This window comes from Mangrovicoccus sp. HB161399, from assembly GCF_013184745.1.
Classification (GTDB): domain Bacteria; phylum Pseudomonadota; class Alphaproteobacteria; order Rhodobacterales; family Rhodobacteraceae; genus Mangrovicoccus.
This window is the reverse complement of the sequence record NZ_JAATVU010000195.1, coordinates 1-2,193: the sequence shown is the minus strand read 5'-3', so window position 1 is coordinate 2,193 and position 2,193 is coordinate 1. Positions and strand designations below refer to the sequence as shown.

Sequence of the window (2,193 nt, the reverse complement as noted above, 5' to 3'; positions counted from 1 at the left end):
GGCGCAGCGCGAAGGCGCGGTCGCTGGCGGGGATGGCGATCATGTTGCGATACCTCCGTTGCCTATGGAATTGGACAAATCTTGCGGGGTGGCACGGCGGAAACACTTCATCTGGCCACCATTCCAGACCTGCCGTATCTTCTGGTGCGGGCCATGCCTTACCGGGGCACGGCCCGCCACATCACCTTCGAACGAACCCTTCAAAGGAGACATGATCCGATGGGTGAATTTGATCATCTGCATGCTGCGTACCGGCGGGCGCATGATGCATTCACCGAGATCGATGATGCTCTCAGCAGCCTGATCGAGCAGCTCGGCAAGGCGCATGAGGTGGCCAGCCTTGTGCGGGAAGGAAATGCGCCCGGGCAGATCAAAGACATTCCGGTCTTTCCAAATCTTCCGCCGACCATCGAGATCAGGGCGTTGATCTTCGACTGGAACATTGCCCTGCATGCTCTGCGCGACGCCTACTTCGACCTTCCCGTCGACGAGCGGTGTCTTGTGCCTGACCTGCCGCCCGCGGCGAACATAGCTGCCCGGGGATTGGCACACAGCTGATCCGCCCCGTTCCGGCATGTCGATCCAGTAGCTCATCGCTCAGCACCTCCAGGCGCGGCGGGGATCGCTCGCGAGGATCATCGCCTGGTCGAAGATGGCGGCGACCGGCTGGCCGCCGAGATCGGCGCGGCAGGTCGGGCGGTAGGCGGGGAAGCGCGGGTCGATGACGGCGCGCAGCATGCCGAGGACGGAAGGCCATGCGGTGAGCTTGGCGAGGGTGTCGTCGGCAAGCGGGAAGGTGGTCTTCACCCGGTCGGCGAGGCCGGACAGCGCGGTCTCCGGGATCACCTCGCCAGCGGCGCGGGCGGCGGCGATGGTCAGGTATTCCATGCCTTCCCCGGTTTCCGGTGCGGAAGCGGTCGCGTTTGTTGACCTATCGCAAAGGTTGCGGAGGTCGCCTCCGGTAATCGCATCTGGCTGTTGCATAATGTCCTCCTGTGTTAGGGGGACATTCGTGGACATTTCGTCCATTGTCAACAAATAAATGGAGGAAACGTCCATTGCATGATTGTGTGCGAACGTCTTGATCCGTTGTTCTGGAAGAACAGAGTCGGAATATTTGAGCTGAAGGGGAAGCTGTGCCCAAGTATAGGAAGTCGGAGGTGCTATTCATGCACCTCTGTGATTTGTTCGGCTTAAGTCTGGATCGAGCTTATTCGATCTTGCCTTGTTCGATCTTGCGCAGGCTGGTGGCAATGTCGGGATCCAGGCCGCGCAGGAGGCCGCGGTAAAGGTAATCCATTGACACGCCCCATTTTTCAGAAACGCGAAACCCCATCTCAAGGTTGAGTGGCTTCTTCCCGGCCTCAATTTTCGAATAGCTTGAGCGGTCAATGCCGACGCTGTCGGCGAATTCTCCGCTGGGGAGTCCGGAGGTTGTCCGAACGGCGAGCAAGCGACGACTTACGCCGTTCAGGTCGATACGGGTTTGTGACTGCTTCTGACTCATGTCGTCAGATGGGGGTAGCGTGGATGTTTCGTCCATAAAAGAAACGCCATCAGTTGACGTATGGACGATACGTCCATTAGATGGACTGCATGGAGCCGATTTCATCTGTTCGCGACCTTATCAATCTCTGGCCCAAGCGGGCAGATCTTGCGGCGGAGTTGGCGCAGGAGATGCGACGACCCGTCAGCGTTGATCAGGTGCACAAGTGGGCTCAGGCGGGGTCTATCCCGCCAAAGTTCCAGTTCTTCGTGCTTAAGGTTGCGAAGGGACACGGCTTCTCCGTTGATGCCGATCTGATGCTTGAGCTTCATTCCGGCTTGCCCTGTGGGTCGCTTGATGCGGTGGCTCCCCATGAGGCGGCAGAATGACGGGCATGGATGGCATCGCGAGCTTGCACGGTGGTTCCTCGGGGCTGGGCGGGAACGTGCCCGGCCAGAGGGCCGCCGGACCGCACAAGGCTACGCCTACGGCGGATCCGCGCCGAGTCAGGAAAACCGGACACAGTTCACCGAGGCAGCGCGGCATTTGGGAAGGGCCGCAGCTGAGCCCCGCGCGGCAGGTGGTAGAGCCGCGCGGGGCGTGTGCGTCAAAGCTCGTACTGCGCCCGCTGCTTCTTGGGGGGCATGAGGCAGGCGATCTGGATGGAATGATGCTTGCCGTCGGATGCCAGCCCGACCATCTCCGCG

Annotated in this window: 4 protein-coding genes; 2 read left to right on the top strand and 2 right to left on the bottom strand. The window is 60.6% G+C overall.

The window, feature by feature from the left end:
- Nucleotides 1-558, top strand: a 558-nt coding sequence (locus HCC78_RS33405) for a hypothetical protein (protein WP_216671414.1), incomplete at its 5' end; no start/stop codon positions are given.
- Nucleotides 559-597: 39 nt separating this feature from the next.
- On the opposite strand, the gene HCC78_RS32160 is transcribed toward HCC78_RS33405, so the two are convergent.
- On the bottom strand, nt 598-888 hold the full coding sequence (locus tag HCC78_RS32160) for a hypothetical protein (RefSeq protein WP_172332757.1): 291 nt from the start codon (nt 886-888) through the stop codon (nt 598-600).
- 322 nt (nt 889-1,210) lie between these two features.
- Nucleotides 1,211-1,543, bottom strand: a complete 333-nt coding sequence (locus HCC78_RS32155; RefSeq protein ID WP_253949476.1) for a helix-turn-helix domain-containing protein — start codon at nt 1,541-1,543, stop codon at nt 1,211-1,213.
- 44 nt (nt 1,544-1,587) lie between these two features.
- Here HCC78_RS32155 and HCC78_RS32150 point away from each other — a divergent pair, with 44 nt between their 5' ends.
- Nucleotides 1,588-1,875 carry a hypothetical protein gene (locus tag HCC78_RS32150; RefSeq protein WP_172332756.1) on the top strand — a complete coding sequence of 96 codons (288 nt, stop codon included), beginning with the start codon at nt 1,588-1,590 and terminating at the stop codon, nt 1,873-1,875.
- Nucleotides 1,876-2,193 lie beyond the last annotated feature (318 nt).